This window comes from Terrisporobacter mayombei, assembly GCF_020748465.1.
GTDB classification, from domain to species: domain Bacteria; phylum Bacillota; class Clostridia; order Peptostreptococcales; family Peptostreptococcaceae; genus Terrisporobacter; species Terrisporobacter mayombei.
The window spans coordinates 1-438 of sequence record NZ_JAHZMP010000280.1; the positions used below are offsets into that span (position 1 = coordinate 1).

1 protein-coding gene is annotated in these 438 nt (G+C 53.0%); it reads left to right on the top strand.

What is annotated here, in order from left to right; all coding sequences use genetic code 11:
* Positions 1–124 precede the first annotated feature (124 nt).
* A partial coding sequence (locus K0039_RS25495) for an AAA family ATPase (protein WP_228106921.1) occupies positions 125–438 on the top strand: 314 nt, incomplete at its 3' end.

Below are 438 nucleotides of genomic sequence, written 5' to 3' on the forward strand. Positions count from 1 at the left end.
AATGGCGGTAACGGCTGGCAGTTCTTCAGCCCGGCGATGAACGAAATGGTAAAAGAGCGTTTGGTTTTAGGCGCAGCGCTGAAAGAAGCGATTAGCAATAACCAACTGAAACTTTTTCAACGAAGTGAATCATGCCATTGAGGTTGATGAAGCTCTACTGGCGCAAACCCTGGACAAACTTTTTCCAGTAAGCGATGAAATTAACTGGCAAAAAGTTGCGGCGGCAGTGGCGCTGACGCGGCGGATCTCGGTGATTTCCGGCGGCCCTGGCACCGGTAAAACGACCACCGTAGCGAAGTTGCTGGCAGCGTTAATTCAAATGGCCGACGGCGAACGCTGCCGTATCCGTCTGGCTGCACCAACGGGTAAAGCTGCCGCGCGCTTAACCGAATCTCTCGGCAAGGCTTTGCGACAGTTACCGCTGACCGATGAACAAAA